This is a genomic window from Streptomyces sp. NPDC058650 (assembly GCF_042717315.1).
Classification (GTDB): Bacteria; Actinomycetota; Actinomycetes; order Streptomycetales; family Streptomycetaceae; genus Streptomyces.
Genome location: NZ_JBHXRL010000021.1, coordinates 34,104 through 55,043 on the forward strand (window position 1 = coordinate 34,104; position 20,940 = coordinate 55,043).

Below are 20,940 nucleotides of genomic sequence, written 5' to 3' on the forward strand. Positions count from 1 at the left end.
TAGGTGTCAGGGGCGCAGCGCGCGGAGAACCAGGGACACGACCGCCGTGAACGCCGTCTCGATCTCCGGGGCGGACCAGTCGGCGGCATGGGCGGGGTCGTGGAAGCGGTCCGTCGCGTCGAAGACCGCCCGGGCCGTCGTCGTCAGGTCCCGCTCGAAGGCCGCGAAGACACCGTCGCGGCGGCCTTCCTCGATGATGTGGGCGATCTGCCCGACCAGGTGCTCCACGTGGCGGTCGACGACCGCGCTGTTCTCGCCGATGAGGACCTGGAAGGTCGCCATCAGCTCCGGGTCGCCGCCCGCCTTGTGGCGCTTGAGGGCGAAGAGGGCCGTCAGCCACGCGGTCAGCCGCTCGTCGGCGGGGCCGGTGCCCTCCGCGTGCGGGAGGAGCTCCACGACCGTTCGCTCCAGCCAGCGCTCGGTGACCGCCTCGCGCAGGGCCGCCTTCGTGCGGAAGTGGCGGTAGACGCTGCCGTGGCTGACGCCGAGCACCCGGGCGACGTCCACGACGGTCGCCTTCGCGGGGCCGTAGCGCCGGAGCACCTCCTCCGTGGCTTCGAGGATGCGCTCGGCGGTCAGGGTCTCGGTGGCGGCCATGGAATGACACTACCTGTCAGTGCTCGCTGTCCAGGTGGGCCATCTGCGCCGCCGGGTACCGCTCGCCGGCCGCGGCCCCCGCCGGGACGGCCTCCTCGATCGCCGCCAGGTCGGCGGCGTCCAGCGTGACGTCCAGGGCGCCGAGCGCCTCCGCCAGCCGGTCCCGGCGTCGGGCGCCGACCAGCGGGACGATGTCCGCGCCCTGTCGCCCGCCCTGCGCGAGGACCCAGGCGATCGCGGTCTGCGCGACCGTCACGCCCTTCGCCTCGGCGACCGTCCTCAGCCGGTCCACCAGGTCGAGGTTCCGGTGGAGGTTGTCGCCCTGGAAGCGGGGGGACATGCCGCGGAAGTCGCCAGCGCCGAGCTCCCGGTCCCGGGTGAAGTGGCCGCTGATCAGGCCGCGCGACAGCACCCCGTACGCCGTGATCCCGATGCCCAGCTCGCGGGCGGCGGGGAGGATCTTCTCCTCGATGGAGCGGGAGATCAGCGAGTACTCGATCTGGAGGTCCGCGATCGGGGCCACCGCCGCCGCTCGGCGCAGGGTGTCCGCGCCGACCTCGGAGAGGCCGATGTGCCGGACGTGCCCCGCCTCGACCAGCTCGGCGATGGCGCCGACGGTCTCCTCGATCGGCACGTCCGGGTCGACACGGGCGATCCGGTAGATGTCGATGTGGCCGGTGCCGAGGCGCTGGAGCGAGTACGCCGCGAAGTTCTTCACCGCGGCCGGTCGGCCGTCGTATCCGGTGAACCCGCCCTCGACCGTGCGCAGCGCGCCGAACTTCACGCTGGTCAGCGCCTGCTCGCGGGCGGCCGTGGGGGCGCTCCGCAGCGCTTCGGCGATCAGCAGTTCGTTGTGCCCCATCCCGTAGAAGTCGCCCGTGTCGAGCAGGGTCACCCCGGCGTCCAGGGCGGCGTGGACGGTGGCGATCGACTCGGCGCGATCGCTCTCCCCGTACAGCGCGGACATGCCCATGCAGCCGAGACCGAGGGCGGAGACGGCGGGGCCGGTGGCGCCGAGCGGGCGGGTGGGGACGGGGTGCCGGGTGGTGGTCATGGCGATCTCCTGGGGGATGGCGGGAGGGTGCGACAGAACAACCATGACATGACCGATGACAGATTTCAATATCTGTCATTCGCTTGGGTGGGGTGGGGAAAAACGGGTGCTGCCGCCTCGGCGCCGGGGTAGCGTCGTCGGCATGTCTTTGTTCTTCCAGATCTACGAGTGAGCGCGCCGTACAGGCCGACCGACCACCGACCACCTCACTGAACTGATTCGGGAGAACCCCCATGGGCAAGAGCCGCAACGACCTCCTCGGAGTCGGCGGACAGCGCAAAAAGCTGTCCCGCGCCGACCAGCACGGCACCGGACGGAGCCGCGGCGCCGTCCACCGCACGGCCGACGAACAGAAGCAGGAGCTCCTGAAGAAGATGCGCGAGCGCGCGCAGGGAGCCGAGAGCGCCGAGACCGCCGAGACCGCCGAGACCGGCCGGGAGTAGCGGTCACCGTGTGAAACGGGCCCGAGGTCGTGAACACCTCGGGCCCGCGCGCGTCACCCTCCCCGCCTCACCCCACCTGCCTCGGCAGCCGCAGCGCGAGCACCGCCGTCAGGAGCGCCATCGCGAGCTGGAGGAGCAGCGTCACTGTCAGGGCCGTGCCCGTCGAGTCCGAGGCGGACAGGCTCAGGAACAGCGTGCCGAGGGTGGCGACGCCCAGGGTCAGCGCCGTCTGCTGGGTCGTCACCATGACCCCGCCGCCCACACCCGCCCGCTCCGGCGGCACCTCGGAGAGCACCACCCGGAAGAGCACCGGAAGCTGGAGGCCCTGCCCGAGCCCCGCGAGCGCCATGCCGGGAAGCAGGCTCCCCACCGACAGATCCGGCCAGGAACGCCAGGCCGTCAGGGCGAGCAGCCCGAGACCCAGGGCCTGGAGCAGGGCGCCCACCGGAACCACCCGGGTACCCCAGCGCCGTACGAGCCGGGGACCCGCGAGCGAGGCCCCGAAGAAGGCCACCGCCATCGGGACGAGCGCCAGGCCCGAGGCCACCGCCCCCAGGCCCAGGCCCTGCTGGAGCGCCACCGCGATCACGAACATGAAGCCGCCGAAGCCGCCCGACAGCGGCAGGATGAGGAGCAGCCCGCGCCGCAGCGAGACCAGGTCGAGGAGGCTCGGCGGGACGAGCGGGGTGTCGCCCCGGCGCTCCGCCCGTCGCTCCACCCGCCAGAAGGCGCCCGCCGCGAACGGGAACACCGCGAGCGAGACCCAGGTCCACAGCGGCCAGCCGGCCGTTCGGCCCTCCGTCAGCGGGGCGAGCAGCGTGAGCAGCGCGACCGCGAGGAGGAGCGTGCCGGGCACGTCCACCGGCGCCGGCCGGTCCGAGCGGGTCTCCGGCACGGTCCGCAGGGCGAGCAGCAGGCCCGCCACCGCCACCGGCACGTTCACCAGGAAGACCGCCCGCCAGCCCGAGCCCGCGAGGTCGGCGGCGACGAGGACGCCGCCCAGGATCTGACCGGTCACCATCGACAGGCCGGCGGTCGCCCCGTACAGGCTCAGCGCCTTCGCCCGGCGCGCTCCCGCCGTCGAGGCGTGGATGGTCGCGAGCACCTGCGGCAGCATCAGCGCCGCCGCGGCGCCCTGGGCCACCCGGGCCCCGACGAGGGTCCAGGCGTCCGGTGCCAGCCCGCAGGCCAGCGAGGTCAGGCCGAAGGCGGTCATCCCGACGAGGAAGAGGCGACGGCGCCCGAAGAGGTCGCCGAGGCGCCCGCCGAGGACGAGGAGGACGGCGTACGACAGGCCGTACCCGGCCACGATCAGTTCGAGGAGGGACTCACCGGCCGCCAGCTCCCGGCCGATCGACGGCAGGGCGACGTTGACGATGAAGAAGTCGATCAGCGGCAGCGAGGCGCCGAGGAGAACGGTGAACAGGCCCAGGGAGCCGAGCGCCGCGGGGCCGGGGCCGGGGCCGACGGCCGGTGCGCCGGCCCGGGGGGAAGGGGAGGGAGAGGGAGAGGTGGAGGTCGAAGTCACGTGTTCGACGATCCGGCCACACTCAGCCTGGTACCAGAGTCTTCTTATCCTGGTAGAAGCACTACCTGGCAACCGGCCTGTCGCCCCGGCACCCTGGAGCAGTGACGACCATGACGACGACGGCAGCGGCGTCGCCCGGGACCCGGCGGCACGAGCTCGCCGCCTTCCTGCGCAGCCGGCGCGAGCGCATCACCCCCGAACAGGTCGGCCTCCCGCGAGGCAGGCGCCGCCGCACGCCCGGTCTGCGCCGCGAGGAGGTCGCGCACCTCTCCGCCGTCGGCGTCACCTGGTACACCTGGCTGGAACAGGCCCGCGACATCCAGGTCTCCCCGCAGGTCCTCGACGCCCTCGCCGGCGCGCTGCTCCTCGACCCGACCGAGCGCAGCCACCTCTTCGCCCTCGCCGGGCAGTCCGACCCGCGCCCCGGGACGACATCATCGGCCGTCACGCCCGCGCTGCGCCGGATGCTCGACCAGCTGGAACCGCTGCCCGCCGCCGTCCAGAACAGCAGGTTCGACTTCCTCGCCCACAACCGGACCTTCGGGAAGCTCTTCTGCGACCTGGACGCCCTGCCCCGCGAGGACCGCAACTCCCTCTGGCTCGCCTTCACCAACGACGACTTCCGGGCCGCCGCCACCGACCTGCCGGACCTCCTCCCCCTCCTCGCCGGAAAGCTCCGCGCCGCCATGGCCGAGCACCTGGCGGAGCCCGCCTGGAAGGCGCTCGTCCAGCGGCTCGAAGGGGCCTCGCGCGAGTTCCGGGAGATCTGGGCCCGGCACGACGTGGTCGCCCCGGGCGGCCGCACCAAGGTCATCCACAATGCCCGCGTCGGCGTGCTCCGGTTCGAGCACACCAACCTGTGGCTCGGCCCGACCTCCGGACCGTGCCTCGTGACGTACGTCCCCGTGGACGAGAAGTCCCGGGCGGGCGTCGAGCGCCTCCTCGCCCTCGTGATCGAGGAGGAGACGCGCGCCGCGGCCGAAGGCGCTCGGGACGATTCGGATTGGGACGATTCGAATCGGGATGGTCCGGCTTGGGGCGATCCGGCTCAGGACGATCCCGCTCGGGACGACTCGGCATGGGGCGATCCGGCTCGGGACGTGCCCGCTCGGGGCGAGCCCTCACAGCGCAAGCACTCTCCGAGATCGCCAGGACGACGCGTTCCCGGCCCCGGGGTGGCCGCGAGCGTGTGAGCTCGGGCATGTGCGGATAGTACGGCTGACTGATGACCGCCGCGGTGCGCGACAATGGCTCAATGACCGCGTTCTCTCCCCTCGCCATCGGGCCGCACATCGTGCAGCCGCCGGTGGTGCTCGCCCCGATGGCCGGCATCACCAACGCCCCCTTCCGTACCCTCTGCCGCGAGTTCAGCGGTGGCAAGGGGCTGTTCGTGAGCGAGATGATCACGACGCGCGCCCTGGTCGAGCGCAACGAGAAGACGATGCAGCTCATCCGGTTCGACGAGACCGAGAAGCCGCGTTCGATCCAGCTGTACGGGGTGGACCCCGTGACGGTCGGCAAGGCCGTCCGGATGATCGTCGACGAGGACCTCGCCGACCACATCGACCTGAACTTCGGCTGCCCGGTCCCCAAGGTGACCCGGAAGGGTGGCGGCTCGGCCCTGCCCTACAAGCGGCCGCTGCTGCGCGCGATCCTGAACGAGGCCGTGAGCAACGCGGGCGCCCTGCCGGTCACGATGAAGATGCGCAAGGGCATCGACGACGACCACATCACCTTCCTCGACGCGGGCCGGATCGCGGTCGAGGAGGGCGTCACGGCGATCGCCCTGCACGGGCGGACGGCGGCCCAGCACTACGGCGGTACGGCGGACTGGGACGCGATCGCGCGCCTCAAGGAGCACGTGCCGGAGATCCCGGTGCTCGGGAACGGCGACATCTGGTCCGCCGACGACGCCCTGCGGATGATGCGGGAGACGGGCTGCGACGGCGTGGTCGTCGGGCGCGGCTGCCTGGGCCGGCCGTGGCTCTTCGGCGACCTGGTGGCGGGCTTCGAGGGGACGGGTACGTACGCCCAGCCGGGTCTGCGGGTGGTCGCGGACGCGATGGTGCGGCACGCGCGGCTGCTCGGCGAGTGGCTCGGCGACGAGGCACGCGGTGTCATCGACTTCCGCAAGCATGTGGCCTGGTACCTGAAGGGCTTCTCGGTGGGCTCCGAGATGCGCAAGAAGCTGGCGATCACCTCTTCCCTCGACGAACTGAGCGCTCAGTTGAGCGAGCTGGACCTGGACCAGTCGTGGCCGGTGGGTGCGGACGGCCCTCGGGGCCGTACGTCCGGAAACAACCGAGTTGTCCTGCCGGACGGCTGGTTGAAGGACCCGTACGACTGCTCAGGGGTGAGTGAGGACGCCGAGCTGGACACGTCCGGCGGGTGAGATCCGCGCGGGAATCGGCCTTCCCTGGGGAGTGATCCTCGCCACCTCTGAGGGGGGTGGCGCTCACATGAGCAGATTACGGACGACTGCATCGCCTGAAGGGTGGCACCGGGTGCCATCCTTTTTGCGTTCAAGAAGTGAACGCAGATGCTCGGATGGGCGCTCATTCGAGCGTAGAACCTCTGCTTTTGGTCATCTGAGCTTCGGGGCCTGAAAGCGGAAGCTACCTCTCAGTTACTTTCGATGTGCTGGCGGACGGGTGGTTAAGACCATGTGACCGGCAGGCGTACCTCCACAGACGCCTTCGATCTGGGTATGTTCCTCGCCGTCAGGGCAGCCAACCGAGTCATCGAGGAGTCGGGACCCGTGTCGGAAAACAATGATCAGAAGTTCGTCTACGACTTCACCGAGGGCAACAGGGACCTGAAGGACCTGCTCGGTGGCAAGGGCGCGAACCTCGCCGAGATGACCAACCTCGGCCTGCCGGTTCCCCCCGGCTTCACGATCACCACCGAGGCGTGCAAGGTCTACCTCGAGAGCGGTTCGGAGCCCGTCGAGCTCCGCGACGAGGTCAGCGCGCACCTCGACGCTCTCGAGCAGCAGATGGGCAAGAAGCTCGGCCAGGCCGACGACCCGCTGCTCGTCTCCGTCCGCTCCGGAGCCAAGTTCTCCATGCCGGGCATGATGGACACGGTCCTCAACATCGGCCTCTCCGACGAGTCCGTCGTCGGACTGGCCCGCCAGGCCGACAACGAGCGCTTCGCGTGGGACTCGTACCGCCGGCTCATCCAGATGTTCGGCAAGACCGTCCTCGGCGTCGAGGGCGAGCTCTTCGAGGACGCCCTCGACGAGGCCAAGGCCGCGAAGAAGGTCGCCAGCGACACCGACCTGGACGCCGCCGACCTCAAGAAGGTCGTCAAGCACTTCAAGAAGATCGTGAAGGCCGAGACCGGCCGCGACTTCCCCCAGGACCCGCGTGAGCAGATGGACCTCGCCATCGAGGCCGTCTTCAACTCCTGGAACACCGACCGCGCGAAGCTGTACCGCCGCCAGGAGCGCATCCCGGGCGACCTCGGCACCGCCGTCAACGTCTGCTCGATGGTCTTCGGCAACCTCGGCCCGGACTCCGGCACCGGCGTCGCCTTCACCCGCGACCCCGCCTCCGGCCACGCCGGCGTCTACGGCGACTACCTGCAGAACGCGCAGGGCGAGGACGTCGTCGCCGGTATCCGCAACACCGTGCCGCTGGCCGACCTCGAGTCGATCGACAAGACGTCGTACGACCAGCTCATGCACATCATGAACACGCTGGAGACCCACTACAAGGATCTCTGCGACATCGAGTTCACCATCGAGCGCGGCCAGCTCTGGATGCTCCAGACCCGGGTCGGCAAGCGCACCGCCGGTGCCGCCTTCCGCATCGCCACGCAGCTCGTGGACCAGGGCCTGATCGACGAGGCCGAGGCGCTCCAGCGCGTCACCGGCGCCCAGCTCGCCCAGCTCATGTTCCCGAAGTTCGACGAGGACGCGAAGGTCGAGCAGATCGGGCGCGGCATCGCCGCCTCCCCGGGTGCCGCCGTCGGCAAGGCCGTCTTCGACTCGTACACCGCGGTCAAGTGGTCCCGCTCCGGCGAGAAGGTCATCCTGATCCGCCGCGAGACCAACCCGGACGACCTGGACGGCATGATCGCCGCCGAGGGCATCCTCACCTCGCGCGGCGGCAAGACCTCGCACGCCGCCGTCGTCGCCCGCGGCATGGGCAAGACCTGTGTCTGCGGCGCCGAGGAGCTCGAGGTCGACACCAAGCGCCGCCGGATGACCACCTCCGACGGCCAGGTCGTCGAGGAGGGCGACGTCGTCTCCATCGACGGCTCCACCGGCAAGGTGTACCTCGGTGAGGTACCCGTCGTACCGTCCCCGGTCGTCGAGTACTTCGAGGGCCGCATGCACGCCGGCGCCGACGACGCCGACGAGCTCGTCGCCGCCGTCCACCGGATCATGGCCTACGCGGACCGCGTCCGCCGGCTGCGCGTCCGCGCCAACGCCGACAACGCCGAGGACGCGCTGCGCGCCCGTCGCTTCGGCGCCCAGGGCATCGGCCTCTGCCGCACCGAGCACATGTTCCTCGGCGAGCGCCGCCAGTTCGTCGAGCGGCTGATCCTGGCCGACACGGACGTCGAGCGCGAGCAGGCCCTGGAGGCCCTGCTGCCGCTGCAGAAGCAGGACTTCATCGAGCTGTTCGAGGCCATGGACGGGCTGCCCGTCACGGTCCGGCTGCTCGACCCGCCGCTGCACGAGTTCCTGCCGGACATCACCGAGCTGTCGGTGCGCGTCGCCCTCGCCGAGTCCCGCAAGGAGCCGCACGAGAACGACCTGCGCCTGCTCCAGGCCGTGCACCGGCTGCACGAGCAGAACCCGATGCTGGGTCTGCGCGGCGTCCGCCTCGGCCTGGTCATCCCCGGCCTGTTCACCATGCAGGTCCGGGCGATCGCCGAGGCCGCGGCCCAGCGCATCGACGCCAAGGGTGACCCGCGCGCCGAGATCATGATCCCGCTCGTCGGCACCGTCCAGGAGCTGGAGATCGTCCGCGAGGAGGCCGAGCAGGTCATCGCCGAGGTCCGGGCGCAGACCGGCGTGGACCTGAAGCTCGCGCTCGGCACCATGATCGAGCTGCCGCGCGCCGCCGTGACCGCCGGCCAGATCGCCGAGGCCGCGGAGTTCTTCTCCTTCGGTACGAACGACCTGACGCAGACGGTCTGGGGCTTCTCCCGCGACGACGTGGAGGCCTCGTTCTTCACCGCGTACCTGGAGAAGGGCATCTTCGGCGTCAGCCCCTTCGAGACCATCGACAAGGACGGTGTCGGCGCGCTCGTGCGCAGCGCCGTCCAGGCCGGCCGCGCCACCCGCCCCGACATCAAGCTCGGTGTCTGCGGCGAGCACGGCGGCGACCCGGAGTCGGTGCACTTCTTCCACGAGGTCGGTCTCGACTACGTCTCCTGCTCGCCCTTCCGGATCCCGGTGGCGCGTCTGGAGGCCGGCCGCGCGGCGGCCGAGTCGAAGGGCAGCGACAGCCGCTGAGTCCTGCTGAACCGGGGGTCAGGAGCGGCGGTCGGGCCCTCCTGAACCCCGGTTCAGCAGCAGTACCGATCCGCTGCTGAACCCCCGTTCAGCAGCGGAAATCCCCAGAACCACCAGAACCACCGGGGCCGCCGTCGGTCACTTTCGACCCTCACCGACGGGCGGCGGCTCCGGGTACCAAAGAGAGACGGGGCGGACACCTTTGTGCGGAGGTGTCCGCCCCGTCGTATTTCATCCCGAACGCGGCCGCTCATTTTGCTTGGTCGTCGACCGGATGTGAGTTCCTGTTCAATTTCGGCCGATTGAATTATTGGCCATTGAACTTTTCTGTTTCCTCGCCGCAAAGAACGGGGTGGGCGCGACCCCCGGATCCCCACCCGGAGGCCGCGCCCTTTACCGATGTCGGGCAGGTGAGCCGCAACCTCGCCGACCGCCGCCGGACGTGCAAAGCCCCCCACGGTCTTCGCCACGTCACCTCGGTCCTGAAGGTTTCCTGCCCGACCCGCACAGCTTTTCGTTTCTCCCCTGATCGCCGCGATGCTTTTCAACTGTGCCTGAAACACCCTGGTAACGTGCTGTGATGCTGTGCATACTCGTCGTCGGGGGTGGTTGCGAGTGCACAGGTGGGGACGTCATGCTGCGGATTCATTTCACCGGAAACGACTTGGCGGGGGTGCGGACGGCCGCCCGGCCGGATGTTCTGTGGGAAACCGTTCTCAGCTTTCACCGCTTAAGGGACCGGCGCGGATCCGTCGTCTACCGGGAATGGCGCTCGGACGCCCGGATGCGGCTCGGCGGTGAGACCCGTCTCCTCGCCGCCCTCGTTCCCAGTCGCGGCTATTTTCCCGACTTCCTGACGCCCGCCGAAGGCGTCAACGGCCTCGACGAGGGCCTCCGGGCGATCCGCGCGACCGACTCCGGCCGGCTCCGCGGCGAGCTCTCCCTGCTCGCCGCCGACCGCTCCGGCGGTCGGACCGTGCCCCATTCGCTGCGCGCCCTCGCCGACGGCGGCGCGGAGCCCTTCGACCGGCTCGTGGGGGCCCTGCGCAGCTATCACCGGGCCGCGATCGAGCCGTACTGGCCGCACATCCGGGCCCGCGTCGAGGCCGACAGGGCCCGCCGCGGCCGGGCGCTGCTCGACGGCGGCGCCGACGAACTGCTCGCGTCGCTGCCGCCGATGCTGCGCTGGCGCGCGCCCGTCCTGGAAGCCGACTACCCGGTCGACCGGGACGTCCACCTCGACGGGCGGGGGCTGCTGCTCCAGCCCTCGTACTTCTGCCGGGGGACGCCGGTGGTGCTGCGCGACCCCGCGCTGCCGCCGGTCCTCGTCTACCCCGTCACCCACGGGGAGGCGCCGACCGTCAGCGCGCCGGGCGGCTCCTCGCTCGCCAAGCTGGTCGGCCAGACCCGCTCGGCGGTCCTGCACGCCATCGGGGACGGCGGTACGACGAGCGAGCTCGCGCGCAGGGCCGGGGTCTCGCTGGCCTCCGCGAGCCAGCACGCGGGCGTGCTCCGGGAGGCCGGGCTCATCGCGACCCTGCGCCACGGCAACGCCGTCCTGCACACGCTGACGCCGTTGGGCGCCGCCCTGCTCGGCGGCGCCCAACGGACGGTGGACCTACGGAAGGCCGACCTGTGCCGTTACGCGCGGAACGGGCCGGTCACCTCGTAGGTGATGCCGCCCGACGAGCTGCCCGTCGTACCGCGCTGGCTGGAGAAGTACAGCCGCTTGCCGTCGGGGGAGAAGGCCGGTCCGGTGATCTCGGAGCCGGACTGGCCGTTGACGCGGAGGAACGGGGCGACGATGTCGTCCGGGGTGATGACGCAGATCTCCATGTTGCCGCCGTCCTCGGAGACGAACAGGTCGCCGGAGGTCGTGCCGGTGACGTTGTCGACGCCGGTCAGCGGGGCGGTGCCGGAGACGAGCGAGTCGTCGTAGGCCAGCTCGTAGGTGCCGGCGGCGAGGTTGACCTGCCAGACGCGGTTGTCGCCCTTGGTGGTGAACCAGACGGTGTCGTCCGCGTAGTAGCAGCCCTCGCCGCCGTTGAAGCGCTTGGCGCCGGAGACCTGGTTACGGGTGGTGGTCGGCGCGCCGTCCGGGTCCGGCACGTTCTGCCAGGTGAAGGTGCCGGAGGTGGCCGTGCCGGCCTTGAAGACCTGGAGGGTGCCGGAGGAGAGGTTGCCCCAGGTGGTGGGGACGAAGCGGTAGAAGCAGCCGTCCGACTCGTCCTCGGTCAGGTAGATCGCCTTGCGGACCGGGTCGGCGGCGGCGGCCTCGTGCTTGAACTTGCCCATCGCGTCCCGGCGGTAGGCGGTGCCGCCCCAGGGGTTCGACTCGTAGACGTAGCCGAGGGACACCTCCTCGCAGGAGAGCCAGGTGTTCCACGGGGTGGCGCCGCCCGCGCAGTTCTGGCGGGTGCCGGAGAGGATCCGGTACGCGCCGGTGATCGTGCCCGCGGAGTCGAACCGCACGGCGCTCGCGCCGCCGCTCGGGTTGATCTCCGAGTTCGACACGTAGATCCAGCCCGTGCCGTCGACGAAGCAGGCGCCGCCGTCGGGGGCGTTGTGCCAGGTGTACGAGGTGCCCGTCACGGTCTGGCCGGACCGGGCGATGATCCGGCTGGTGAAACCGGCCGGCAGCTGGATGCCGTGCGAGTTCGCCGCGCCGAGCGCCCCGTAGGGGCCCGCGCCGGGCTGGGCGGGCGCGGCGAAGGCCGCCCCGTGCCAGAGGCTGCCGCCGAAGGCGGCGGCGGACGTGCCGATGACCGCTCCACGCAGGAAACTGCGTCGCTCCACGTCTCACTCCTGAAGAGGGTGATGAACCGCCCCGCCAAGCCGGTCGGCGGCGGGGTCGCGCGCTTCCGGAACCTAGGAGTACGGAGTTGACGGTGCATCAACAAGCGATGAAGCGGAAGAGGCGGGCACGGGGCGAAGGGTGACGCCGCAGGTGGGGGAGGGCGGCGTCGGAGGTGAGGGAGGGGTGACACCGCAGGTGGGGGGGGGGAGGGGCATCGCAGGTGAGGGAGGGGCGGCGCCGCAGGTCAGGAGGGGGTGACACCGCAGGTGAGGGAGAGGTGGCACCGCAGGTGGGGGAGGCGCAGGGCCCGTCCCCGGACGCCTCGGCGACCCGGGCCGCCGAGGCGTTCACCGACCGCACCCGGGACGTTCGGCACTGGGGGAGCGGGGCCCGGGCGGGGACACTGGGGGCATGCGCGCCACCCGGGACATCAGCGACCGCGACGACCTCGACGTCGTCCTGCGCCGGTTCTACACCGCCGCTTTCGCGGACCCGCTCATCGGACCCTTCTTCACGGAGATCGCCGGTACGGACCTGGAGGTCCATCTGCCGCGGATCACCGACTTCTGGGAGCGCGCCCTCTTCCGCACCGCCGACTACGGGCGCGACGCCTTCGCGCCGCACGCCGCCCTCCACTCCGCGCGGCCGCTCACCGCCGCCCACTTCGGCCGCTGGGTCCAGCTCTGGCACGCCGCCGTCGACGGCTCGCACCAAGGGCCGAGGGCCGAGCGGGCCAAGGCACAGGGCGAGCGGATCGCCGTCGCGATGCTGCGCAGGCTCGCCGGACCCGACGCCGGGACCGGCGGCGGAGGCGGCGGATTCGTACCGTTGGCGGCGCTGGAGCTGCGCTCCGCGGCCTGAGCGAAAAGGATCCTCGGGAGAGCGATGAGTTACGGGCGGCACGCCCGTCCTACCTCTCGAAAGCGCCGGAACGCACCGAGCGCCCCGGCCGCCCGACGGAAGAGAGAGCGCCATGGCCCCGCAGATGATCTTCGTGAACCTGCCCGTGAAGGACCTCGACGCCAGCAAGGCCTTCTTCGAGAAGATCGGCTTCTCGATCAACCCGGCCTTCACCGACGAGACCGCCTCCTGCGTCGTCATCAGCGACACGATCTTCGCGATGCTGCTCACCGAGGAGAAGTTCAGGAGCTTCACCGCCCCGGGCAAGGAGATCTCCGACGCCACGAAGGCCACCGAGGTGCTCATCACGCTGAGCGCCGAGAGCCGCGCGAAGGCCGACGAGCTGGCCGACGCGGCCCTCGCCGCCGGTGGCGGCCCGGCGAAGGAGCCGCTGGACATGGGCTTCATGTACGGCCGCTCCTTCACCGACCTGGACGGCCACCACTGGGAGGTCTTCTGGATGGACCCGGCGGCGGCCCAGGGCTGAGCCCCCCGGACCCTCGGCGTACGTCAGGCGGAGACCCCGCCGTCGATCACCAGGTCGGTGCCGACGGCGGAGCCCGCCGCGTCCGAGGCGAGGTACAGGACCGCCGCCGCCACCTCCGCGGCGGACGAGATCCGGCCCAGGGGAGACTGCTCCTTCATCCGGACCGCCCGCTCGGCCTCCGTCTCGCCCGGCTGGAGTGACATCGAGGACTCCGCGGCGCCCGGGCTGACCGCGTTGATCCGGACCCCGTCGGCGATGTGGTCCAGGGCAGCGGCCCTGGTGAGGGCCGACACGGCCGCCTTGGAGACCTGGTAGCCGAAGACCCCGGGGATCCGGACGTGCGGACCCAGGTTGGACGAGATGTTCACGATCGCCCCGCCGCCGTGCGCCCGCATGTGCGCCACCTCGGCCTGGAGGGCGTGCAGCACCCCCGTCACGTTGATGTCGAGCAGCGTCTGCCAGTCCTCCAGGGGGAAGTCGGCCGCGCTGTGGCCGCCGCGGAAGACCCCGGCGTTGTTCACGGCGACGTCGAGACCCCCGAAGAGCTCGACCGTGCGCCGGACCAGCTCCCGCGTGGATTCGGCGCCGGACACGTCGGCCGTGACCGCGGCCGCGGTGCCCCCGGCGGCCTCGATCAGGGCGACCGTCGCGTCGAGGGGCTCGGCGGTACGGCCGGCGACGACGACCTTCGCCCCCTCGGCGGCGAAGGCGAGCGCGATGGCCCGGCCGAGGCCGGAGCCGGCGCCGGTGACGAGGACGGTGCGGTCGGTGAAGCGTGCGGATGACGCGGACATGTGAGTCGACTCCCCAGTGATGGCTTCTGCTTGCGGTGCTTCTTCTTGCGGTGCTTCTACTTGGTGCGGATCGTGGTGGCCGCGAGGGCGGTGAACAGGGCGGCCGCGGCCGCCAGCGACACCGCGTCGCCGCCGAGGGTGAGCAGGGCGGCGAAGACCACGGTCGGCCCGAGCTCCATCGCCGTGTTCAGGACGCCGCCCGCGAGCCCCGCGCGGTGTGCCGGGACGTGCTCGGTGGCGAGGACGGCGGCGCCCGCGAAGGACAGGGCGCTACCGACCGCGAGCAGCAGGAGGCCGGGCAGTAGCCCGTACGCGTACGGGACGGAGCCGTCGAAGCCGGTCGCGGCCAGCAGCCCGAGCCCGGCGGCGGCCGTGCCGAGCCCGGCTCCGGTCACCCGGCCGGGGCCGTACCGCCCGATCAGCGGGCCCGCGAGCCGGCCCGCGCCGAGCAGGGCGACCGCGAAGGGCACGAAGGAGCCGGAGGTGAGCAGCGCGGACCAGCCGCGCCCTTCCTGGAGGGCGAGGGACAGCAGGACGAAGACCGTGGCCGTCCCGGCCGCCGTGAGCCCCACCGCCGCGAGGCCCAGGACGCGGCGGCCGTCGCGCAGGAAGTCCGGCGGCAGGAGCGGATCGGCCGTCCGCCGTTCCACGGCGGCGAAGGCGGCGAGGAAGACCAGGCCGGTGAGCAGCGGGACGAGGACCGGTGCGGAGCCCCAGGGGTGGGCGTCGGTGAGGACGAGCCCGAAGCTGGCGAGGGTGAGCCCGGCCGTGGCGAGCAGTGCGCCGGGCAGGTCCAGGGCCCGGCCCGTACCGGGCGGGGTCGCGGGCAGCAGCCGGGGTGCGAGGAGCAGCGCCGCGAGGGTCACGGCGACCGGTACGGCGAAGGTGCCGCGCCAGGAGACGGCGGCCGCGATCACCCCGGAGAGCAGGTTCCCGGCGGTCGCGCCGAGCACGGAGAGCCCGCCCCAGGTGGCCATCGCCCTGCCGTACGCGGCCGGTGCCGGGAACAGTGCCCGGAGGACGGCCATCGCGCCCGGGGCGACGAGCGCCGCGCCGACGCCCTGTCCGAAGCGGGCGGCGAGCAGCGCCTCGTACCCGGGGGCGAACGGTGCGAGGGCGGAGGCGACGCCGAAGACCAGGAGCCCGGCCGTGAGGGTCCGGCGGCCGCCGGACCGGTCGGCGAGCCTGCCGCCGAGCAGGAGCAGCCCGGCGAAGGTCAGGCCGTAGGCGGCGCTCAGCAGGATCAGGTCGGCGCGGTCGAGCCCGAACTCGGCGCCGATGCGGGGGAGGGGGACGGCGAGGCCGGCGAGCGTGAAGATGAGCGTCATCTGCACGCCGCCGAGCAGGACGAACCCGCCGCGGGTGCGGGGCCGGTCGTGGCCGGTCGCTCTGTCGTGCTCCCGTGTCCGCGTCGCTTGCATGACCCATCCCCCCGAGTGGTGCTGTACTTGACCGTACATTCCAATATGAGTCCCGAAGAAAGGGCACCCCTGCGGGCGCCCGCTTCTCGGCTCCTCAGTCCAGCAGTCGCAGTGCCTGCTCCGCCGCGTCCAGGACCCTGCCCGGGTCCGTCGACGCCTTGCCGACCACCCTGATCCCCTGGAGCAGGACGAGCAGCATCCGGGCCAGGGCGCGCGGGTCCCGGTCCGCCGGGAGCTCGCCCCCGGCCCGGGCCCGGGTGAGCGCCCCGTACAGGAGCGTCTCGACCTGCTCCCAGCTGAGCTCGACCCGGCGCGCGACGGCCACGTCGTGCGGTGCCAGCTCCGCCGCCGAGTTGGTGACGAAGCAGCCGCTCAGGCGCTCGCCCTCGGTCGCCGCCTGGGCGGCGAAGCGGCGGACGAGCCCGCGCACGGCCGGCAGGGCCGGGCCCGGCGTGGACAGCTCCTCGACGAGCTCCGGGTCGCGGGTCTCCAGGTAGCGGTCCATCGCCTTCATGTACAGGTCGTGCTTGTTCCCGAAGGTCGCGTAGATGCTGGCCCGGCCCACCCCGAGGTGCTCCACGAGGTCCGACATCGTCGTCGCCTCGTAGCCGCGCGCCCAGAACAGGTCGAGAGCGGCCTGGAGCGCGGCGTCGGGATCGAATTCCTTGGTCCTGGCCACAGAGAGACCGTATGTCTTTCTGGAACGATCGGTCAAGCTAAAGGGGGTGAGGGCTAGAGGGAGGTGGAGCGGATCGGGTAGACCTCGACCGTGATCTCGTCGTCGTCCAGGCAGCGGCCCGTCTCCAGGTCGAACCGCTGCTTCAGGAGCGGCGAGGCCACGAACGGCCGCCCGTCCGCCGAGCCGATCAGCCCCCGGGACAGCACCTGCGCCCCGGTGAACGGGTCGCGGTTGTCGATCGCGTACGTCCGCCCCGACCGGTCCCGGAAGACCGCCGCCTGCCGGCCGTCCGGCAGCAGCGCCGCCACGCCCCGGCCCGGGGTCAGCCGGGACTCCTCGCAGACCGTCATCCAGGTGTCGGGGGAGGGGGAGAGTTCGAGCGTCGTCGAGGTGAGCGTCGTCGAGGTGAGTGTCGTCGAGCCGGGCGTCGTCATCGGGAAGCCCCTTCCAGGGTGCTGTTCGTCGGGCCGAGCGTCAGGATCGTCAGATCCGGCTTGATCTGGTCGCGCTCCGGAACGAACCGGACCGACGGGTCCGGCGCCTCCGGCGCGTTCACGAAGGAGACGAAGCGCCGCAGCCGGTCCGGGTCGTCCAGCGTCTGCGCCCACTCGTCCTGGTAGTCCGCGACGTGCGCCGACATCAGCGCCTCCAACTCGTCGCACAGCCCGAGCGAGTCGTGCACCACCACGTCCTTGAGGTGGTCGAGCCCGCCCTCCAGGCGCTCCAGCCAGGTCGACGTCCGCTCCAGGCGGTCTCCCGTCCGGATATAGAACATCAGGAACCGGTCGATCAGACGCACGAGTTCGGCGTCCGAGAGGTCCTGCGCGAGCAGGTCCGCGTGGCGCGGGGTCGCGCCGCCGTTCCCGCCGACGTACAGGTTCCAGCCGTTCGCCGTCGCGATGATCCCGAAGTCCTTCGACTGGGCCTCCGCGCACTCGCGGGCGCAGCCCGAGACCGCCGACTTGAGCTTGTGCGGGGCGCGCAGGCCCCGGTAGCGCAGTTCGAGCTGGATCGCCATCTTCACCGAGTCCTGGACGCCGTACCGGCACCAGGTCTGTCCGACGCAGGACTTCACCGTGCGCAGCGACTTGCCGTAGGCGTGCCCCGACTCGAAGCCCGCGTCGACCAGGCGGGTCCAGATCGAGGGGAGTTGGTCCACCCGGGCGCCGAAGAGGTCGATCCGCTGGCCACCCGTGATCTTCGTGTAGAGACCGAAGTCCCGTGCCACCTCGCCGATCACGATCAGCTTGTCCGGGGTGATCTCGCCGCCGGGGATGCGCGGCACGACCGAGTACGAGCCGTTGCGCTGCATGTTGGCGAGGAAGTGGTCGTTGGTGTCCTGGAGGGAGGCCTGCTCGCCGTCGAGGATGTATCCGCCCATGCCGAGTGCCGGGGCGAGCGAGGCCAGGATCGAGCCGACCGTCGGCTTGCAGACCTCGCAGCCCTCCCCGCCCTTCGCCCCGTCCCGCCCGTGCGAGTCGAGCAGCGCGGCGAAGGAGGTGATCCGGAGCGTGCGGGCGATCTCGTACAGCTCGCTGCGGTTGTACGAGAAGCAGCCGCAGAGCCCCTTGTCGGTGGCGGCCGGCAGCAGCTTCTCGATCACCTTCACGCAACTGCCGCAGCCCGTACCGGCCTTGGTGCACTTCTTCACCTCGGCCAGCGACTCGCACTGGCCGATCGCGTGCTTCGTGACGTTGTGGCAGGAGCAGATCACCGCGTCGTCCGGCAGCGCCGACGGGCCGAGCGCCACCGGCGCGCCCGCGCCCGCCGGGAGCACCAACTGTTCGGCGGAGACGGGCGGTACGGAACCGGTGAGCGGCCGCAGCAGCCCGTACTGCTCGGCGTCGCCGACCAGGACACCGCCGAGCAGCACCCCGTCACCGGAGATCACCAGCTTCTTGTAGACGCCCGAGCGGGAGTCGGAGTACACGACGTCGAGGCAGCCCTCGGCCGTGCCGTGCGCGTCACCGAAGGAGGCCACGTCCACGCCGAGGAGCTTGAGCTTGGTCGACATGTCGGCGCCCGTGAAGCCGTCCCCGTCCCCCGCCTCGTCAGCCAGGGCCGCGGCCACCGTCTGCGCCATCTCGTAGCCCGGCGCGACCAGGCCGTACACCCGGCCGTCCACGGCGAGCGCGCACTCGCCGATCGCGAACACCGCCGGGTCCGACGTACGGCACTGCTCGTCGACCGCGATGCCGCCGCGTTCGCCGACGTCCAGGCCGCAGTCGCGGGCCAGCTGGTCCCGGGGGCGTACGCCCGCCGAGAACACGACCATGTCCGTGGCCAGTTCGGAGCCGTCCGAGAGCTTCATCCCGGTCACGGCGCCGTCCGCCGTCACGACCTCCTGGGTGCCCGTCCCCGTGTGGACGCTCAGGCCCATCCGCTCGATCGTGCGCAGGAGCGCCGCGCCGCCGCCCTCGTCGACCTGCACCGGCATCAGGCGCGGCGCGAACTCCACGACGTGCGTGTCGAGTCCGAGCCCCTTGAGCGCGCCCGCCGCCTCCAGACCGAGCAGCCCGCCGCCGACGACCGCGCCCGTCGTCGCCGTCTTCGCGTACTCCTCGATGGCGAGCAGGTCCTCGATCGTGCGGTAGACGAAGCAGCCGCGGGCGTCCTTGCCGGGGACCGGCGGGACGAAGGGGTACGAGCCGGTGGCGAGGACGAGCGTGTCGTACGCGAAGACCTGCCCGGAGCGGGCGGTGACCGTACGGGCCTCCCGGTCCACCGACTCCGCCGGGTCGCCGAGGTACAGCTCGATGCCGTGCTTCTCCAGGAAACCGGCCTCGACCATCGACAGGTCCTCGGCGCTCTTGCCCGAGAAGTACGAGGTCAGCTGCACGCGGTCGTAGGCCGGGCGCGGCTCCTCGCAGAGGACCACGATCCGGGCCCGCTCGGTGACGCCACGGTCGGCGAGCGCCTCCAGGAACCGCTGGCCGACCATTCCGTGGCCGACCAGGACGATCGTGGGGGTGGGCGCGGGCGTCGTCATGTCAGCGCTCATGTCAGGAGCCTCCGTCGTGGGTGAGCAGGTGCAGCAGAGGGGCCTCCGGGAGGGCTTCGTCGCCCTCCCAGGCCCGGGCGAGCGCGCCGACAGCGGCCAGGTCGCCGAGGAGGACGCCCCCGACGAGCCGGTCACCGCGGACGACGACCTTGCGGTAGGCGCCTTGGGTGGCGTCGGTGAGCTGGACGACGTCGTCGCCCGGCTGGGCGGTCGCGTCGCCGAAGGCGGCGAGGTCGAGGGGGTGGGTGCCACCGAGAGTGAGGCGGGTGAGGGCGCGGGTGCCGGTGTACCGGGGCGGGGCGTCCGTCGTGGGTGCCTCGGTCAGGAGGACGTCCGCCAGGACGTCCGCCTGTTCCAGGGCCGGGCCCGCCAGGCCGTAGACGCGGCCCGCGTGTTCCGCGCAGTCGCCGATCGCGTGGATGTACGGGTCGGAGGTGCGCAGTTCGTCGTCGACCAGGACGCCCCTGCCGACGTCGAGGCCCGCCTCCCGCGCCAGGGCCGTCCGGGGCCTGACCCCGCAGGCCAGGACCACGACCTGGGCGTCCAGCACGAAGCCGTCGGCGAGTTCGACCGCCGTCACCGCCCCGTCCCGCTGCCGCAGGCCGCTCACCCGGCACTCCGTGTGCACCTCGACGCCGAGGGACTCCACGTGGTCGCGCAGCAAGGCCGATGCCTGGACGTCGAGTTGGCGTTCCATCAGGCGCTCGCCCTGCTGGGTCAGGACGACCTCCGCGCCCAGTGCCGCGAGTGCCCGCGCCGCCGAGACCCCGAGGAGCCCGCCGCCGATGACCACCGCCCGCACCCCGGGCCGGACGAGCGCGCGCAGCGTCAGGCAGTCGTCGAGCGTACGGAAGGGGTGGACGCCCTCCGGCAGCGCCGCCCCGCGCAGGCCGCGCAGCGGCGGCAGCACCGGGTTGGAGCCCGTGGCCAGGACCAGCCGGTCGTAGCCGACGAGGGAGCCGTCCGCGCACTCCACCGTCCGCGCCGCCCGGTCGATCCGTACCGCCCGCACCCCGAGCCGTACCGGCTCCCGGGTCCCGGGCAGGGCGATCACCTCGGGGGCGTACCGCCCGGCGAGGACGTCCGCGAGCAGCACCCTGTTGTACGGGGCGTGCGGCTCCTCGCCGAGGAGGGTGACGGGCAGGCGCTGGGCGAGCCGGGCGCCCGCCGTTCCGCCCCCGACCACCACGATCCGTGTACTCATACCGGGAAGCGTGCGCGGCCGGTGTTACCCGGCGGCATCCCGACTGTTTCCCGTACGGAACGCTGATCTCCGTCTCCGGTCCTGGGCGCTGTGAGGCCCAGCGGTCACGGGGGGACGGGGCCGACGGCGGCCGAGGTCTCGGCCGGTGCGCGGCCTCGGTCAGGACGCGGTCTCGGCCGGTGCGCGGTCTCGGCCAGGACGCGGTCTCGGCCGGTGCGCGGCCTCCGGTGGCCACGGTGGGGCCGGCGGCGAGGTCCGCCTCGGCGACGGGCGGCCACAGCACGTTCGCCTCCGTCTCTCCGGTGCGCAGGGAGGCGAACGGGTCGCTGCCCACGACTTCGGTGACTGCACGTCGCTGCCGGGGCAGCGGCCGCGGAACGCGTCGAAGCGGGGGCGCAGTTCGTATCCGAGCGTGCCGATGACGCGAGCTGTATACGGCTCGCGTCCAGGCCGACCGCCCCGGCGCGGGCTACTCCCCGCGGAGTAGTCGTACCGCCTCCCGCCGCGGGACGACCACGGCCCCCACGCGGCGGCATTCTGGCTATCACGCACCGGAGTCCACGCC

Annotated in this window: 16 protein-coding genes and 1 pseudogene; 7 read left to right on the forward strand and 10 right to left on the reverse strand. The window is 72.0% G+C overall.

The features are described from left to right. Nucleotides 1-6 precede the first annotated feature (6 nt). Together ACFWWU_RS29610 and ACFWWU_RS29615 are read right to left on the reverse strand one after the other, a co-directional pair. Nucleotides 7-597: a TetR family transcriptional regulator gene (locus tag ACFWWU_RS29610; protein WP_384149595.1), complete on the reverse strand. Its 591-nt coding sequence runs from the start codon at nucleotides 595-597 to the stop codon at nucleotides 7-9. A gap of 16 nt (nucleotides 598-613) precedes the next feature. Further along, a complete protein-coding gene (locus ACFWWU_RS29615; protein ID WP_384149598.1) occupies nucleotides 614-1,651 on the reverse strand; it encodes an aldo/keto reductase in 1,038 nt (345 codons plus the stop codon). Between the two features lie 233 nt (nucleotides 1,652-1,884). Here ACFWWU_RS29615 and ACFWWU_RS29620 point away from each other — a divergent pair, with 233 nt between their 5' ends. Beyond that, the gene (locus tag ACFWWU_RS29620; protein WP_384149601.1) at nucleotides 1,885-2,094 is read left to right on the forward strand and encodes a DUF6243 family protein; all 210 of its coding nucleotides are present in this window, start codon (nucleotides 1,885-1,887) and stop codon (nucleotides 2,092-2,094) included. 67 nt (nucleotides 2,095-2,161) lie between these two features. Here the strand turns inward: ACFWWU_RS29620 and ACFWWU_RS29625 are convergent, their stop codons facing one another. Then, the gene (locus ACFWWU_RS29625) at nucleotides 2,162-3,526 is read right to left on the reverse strand and encodes an MFS transporter (RefSeq protein ID WP_384149841.1); all 1,365 of its coding nucleotides are present in this window, start codon (nucleotides 3,524-3,526) and stop codon (nucleotides 2,162-2,164) included. A 206-nt stretch (nucleotides 3,527-3,732) separates the two neighbouring features. On the opposite strand from ACFWWU_RS29625, the pseudogene ACFWWU_RS29630 reads away from it, so the two are divergent. The 4 genes and pseudogenes from ACFWWU_RS29630 to ACFWWU_RS29645 form a co-directional block, all read left to right on the forward strand. After that, nucleotides 3,733-4,575: pseudogene (locus ACFWWU_RS29630) on the forward strand (helix-turn-helix domain-containing protein); the annotation flags it as partial. 302 nt (nucleotides 4,576-4,877) lie between these two features. Further along, complete coding sequence (gene dusB, locus ACFWWU_RS29635) at nucleotides 4,878-6,014, forward strand: tRNA dihydrouridine synthase DusB (RefSeq protein ID WP_384149604.1); 1,137 nt, start codon at nucleotides 4,878-4,880, stop codon at nucleotides 6,012-6,014. Nucleotides 6,015-6,380: 366 nt separating this feature from the next. Next, entirely contained in the window at nucleotides 6,381-9,092 is a 2,712-nt protein-coding gene (gene ppdK, locus ACFWWU_RS29640) for a pyruvate, phosphate dikinase (protein ID WP_384149607.1), read from the forward strand. A gap of 634 nt (nucleotides 9,093-9,726) precedes the next feature. Then, nucleotides 9,727-10,764 (forward strand): helix-turn-helix domain-containing protein, encoded by a 1,038-nt coding sequence (locus tag ACFWWU_RS29645; RefSeq protein WP_384149609.1) that lies wholly within the window; start codon nucleotides 9,727-9,729, stop codon nucleotides 10,762-10,764. Here the strand turns inward: ACFWWU_RS29645 and ACFWWU_RS29650 are convergent. Beyond that, nucleotides 10,734-11,888, reverse strand: coding sequence for an alkaline phosphatase PhoX (locus tag ACFWWU_RS29650; protein WP_384149612.1), 1,155 nt, complete (start codon nucleotides 11,886-11,888; stop codon nucleotides 10,734-10,736). The genes ACFWWU_RS29645 and ACFWWU_RS29650 overlap by 31 nt on opposite strands. A gap of 412 nt (nucleotides 11,889-12,300) precedes the next feature. Between ACFWWU_RS29650 and ACFWWU_RS29655 the strand changes: the two genes are divergently transcribed. Then, on the forward strand, nucleotides 12,301-12,750 hold the full coding sequence (locus ACFWWU_RS29655; RefSeq protein WP_384149615.1) for a group III truncated hemoglobin: 450 nt from the start codon (nucleotides 12,301-12,303) through the stop codon (nucleotides 12,748-12,750). A 112-nt stretch (nucleotides 12,751-12,862) separates the two neighbouring features. Continuing rightward, nucleotides 12,863-13,276: a VOC family protein gene (locus ACFWWU_RS29660; RefSeq protein ID WP_384149618.1), complete on the forward strand. Its 414-nt coding sequence runs from the start codon at nucleotides 12,863-12,865 to the stop codon at nucleotides 13,274-13,276. Between the two features lie 23 nt (nucleotides 13,277-13,299). On the opposite strand, the gene ACFWWU_RS29665 is transcribed toward ACFWWU_RS29660, so the two are convergent. The 6 genes from ACFWWU_RS29665 to ACFWWU_RS29690 all read right to left on the reverse strand — a co-directional run bounded on the left by ACFWWU_RS29665 (nucleotide 13,300) and on the right by ACFWWU_RS29690 (nucleotide 20,375). Beyond that, complete coding sequence (locus tag ACFWWU_RS29665) at nucleotides 13,300-14,070, reverse strand: SDR family NAD(P)-dependent oxidoreductase (protein WP_384149621.1); 771 nt, start codon at nucleotides 14,068-14,070, stop codon at nucleotides 13,300-13,302. Between the two features lie 56 nt (nucleotides 14,071-14,126). Continuing rightward, a complete protein-coding gene (locus tag ACFWWU_RS29670; protein ID WP_384149624.1) occupies nucleotides 14,127-15,491 on the reverse strand; it encodes an MFS transporter in 1,365 nt (454 codons plus the stop codon). Nucleotides 15,492-15,585: 94 nt separating this feature from the next. After that, a complete protein-coding gene (locus tag ACFWWU_RS29675; RefSeq protein WP_384149626.1) occupies nucleotides 15,586-16,170 on the reverse strand; it encodes a TetR/AcrR family transcriptional regulator in 585 nt (194 codons plus the stop codon). Nucleotides 16,171-16,223: 53 nt separating this feature from the next. After that, nucleotides 16,224-16,604 carry a nitrite reductase small subunit NirD gene (nirD, locus tag ACFWWU_RS29680; protein ID WP_384149629.1) on the reverse strand — a complete coding sequence of 127 codons (381 nt, stop codon included), beginning with the start codon at nucleotides 16,602-16,604 and terminating at the stop codon, nucleotides 16,224-16,226. Then, a complete protein-coding gene (gene nirB, locus ACFWWU_RS29685; protein WP_384149632.1) occupies nucleotides 16,601-19,171 on the reverse strand; it encodes a nitrite reductase large subunit NirB in 2,571 nt (856 codons plus the stop codon). The genes nirD and nirB overlap by 4 nt, the downstream gene beginning before the upstream one ends. Before the next feature lies 1 nt (nucleotide 19,172). Continuing rightward, nucleotides 19,173-20,375, reverse strand: coding sequence for an NAD(P)/FAD-dependent oxidoreductase (locus tag ACFWWU_RS29690; protein WP_384149635.1), 1,203 nt, complete (start codon nucleotides 20,373-20,375; stop codon nucleotides 19,173-19,175). Nucleotides 20,376-20,940 lie beyond the last annotated feature (565 nt).

What these genes read in the sequence shown, in the direction of transcription:
- ACFWWU_RS29620 (WP_384149601.1), top strand. Translation starts at nt 1,885, where the DNA reads ATGGGCAAGAGCCGCAACGACCTCCTCGGAGTCGGCGGACAGCGCAAA.
- ACFWWU_RS29615 (WP_384149598.1), bottom strand. Translation starts at nt 1,651, where the DNA reads ATGACCACCACCCGGCACCCCGTCCCCACCCGCCCGCTCGGCGCCACC.
- ACFWWU_RS29665 (WP_384149621.1), bottom strand. Translation starts at nt 14,070, where the DNA reads ATGTCCGCGTCATCCGCACGCTTCACCGACCGCACCGTCCTCGTCACC.
- nirD (WP_384149629.1), bottom strand. Translation starts at nt 16,604, where the DNA reads ATGACGACGCCCGGCTCGACGACACTCACCTCGACGACGCTCACCTCG.
- dusB (WP_384149604.1), top strand. Translation starts at nt 4,878, where the DNA reads ATGACCGCGTTCTCTCCCCTCGCCATCGGGCCGCACATCGTGCAGCCG.
- ACFWWU_RS29645 (WP_384149609.1), top strand. Translation starts at nt 9,727, where the DNA reads ATGCTGCGGATTCATTTCACCGGAAACGACTTGGCGGGGGTGCGGACG.
- ACFWWU_RS29655 (WP_384149615.1), top strand. Translation starts at nt 12,301, where the DNA reads ATGCGCGCCACCCGGGACATCAGCGACCGCGACGACCTCGACGTCGTC.
- nirB (WP_384149632.1), bottom strand. Translation starts at nt 19,171, where the DNA reads ATGAGCGCTGACATGACGACGCCCGCGCCCACCCCCACGATCGTCCTG.
- ACFWWU_RS29610 (WP_384149595.1), bottom strand. Translation starts at nt 597, where the DNA reads ATGGCCGCCACCGAGACCCTGACCGCCGAGCGCATCCTCGAAGCCACG.
- ACFWWU_RS29670 (WP_384149624.1), bottom strand. Translation starts at nt 15,491, where the DNA reads ATGCAAGCGACGCGGACACGGGAGCACGACAGAGCGACCGGCCACGAC.
- ACFWWU_RS29690 (WP_384149635.1), bottom strand. Translation starts at nt 20,375, where the DNA reads ATGAGTACACGGATCGTGGTGGTCGGGGGCGGAACGGCGGGCGCCCGG.
- ACFWWU_RS29660 (WP_384149618.1), top strand. Translation starts at nt 12,863, where the DNA reads ATGGCCCCGCAGATGATCTTCGTGAACCTGCCCGTGAAGGACCTCGAC.